Annotated in this window: 1 protein-coding gene; it reads left to right on the top strand. The window is 68.1% G+C overall.

Annotated features, from left to right (window positions below; genetic code table 11):
• Window positions 1-524: hypothetical protein (locus JGU66_36430; protein MBJ6766264.1), on the top strand; the 524-nt coding region annotated here is incomplete at both ends.

Here is a 524-nt window from a genome sequence, read left to right as displayed (position 1 = left end):
TACGCGGACTTCGCCCAGTGGCAGCGCTCCTGGCTCCAGGGCAACGCCCTCGACTCCGACATCGCCTGGTGGAAGCACCAGCTCGCCGGTGCCCCTCCCATCCTGGAGTTGCCCACCGACAGGCCTCGTCCTCCCGTCCACTCCTTCCACGGCGCCAACATCCGCGCCCCCCTCCCCGCTTCGCTTCACTCCTCGCTCCTCCACCTCGCGAGGCAAGAGGGCGCCACCCTCTTCATGTCGCTGCTCGCTGGCTTCCAGCTCCTCCTCGCTCGCTACTCCGGCCAGGATGACGTCGTCGTCGGCTCGCCCATCTCCGGCCGCAATCGTCGCGAGGTCGAAGGCCTCATCGGCTTCTTCGTCAACACCCTCGCCCTTCGCGCGCAGCCTTCCCCTGAGTCTTCCTTCCGCCTCTTCCTGCGCCACGTCCGCGAGGCCTGCCTCGGCGCCTTCGCGCATCAGGACATTCCCTTCGAGCAGCTCGTCGATGCGCTCAAGCCTCCTCGCGACTTGAGCCGCACCCCGCT

Source organism: Myxococcaceae bacterium JPH2 (assembly GCA_016458225.1).
Taxonomy (GTDB): domain Bacteria; phylum Myxococcota; class Myxococcia; order Myxococcales; family Myxococcaceae; genus Citreicoccus.
Note: the sequence above shows the minus strand (reverse complement) of the source record. Positions and strands in the feature narration are given on the sequence as shown.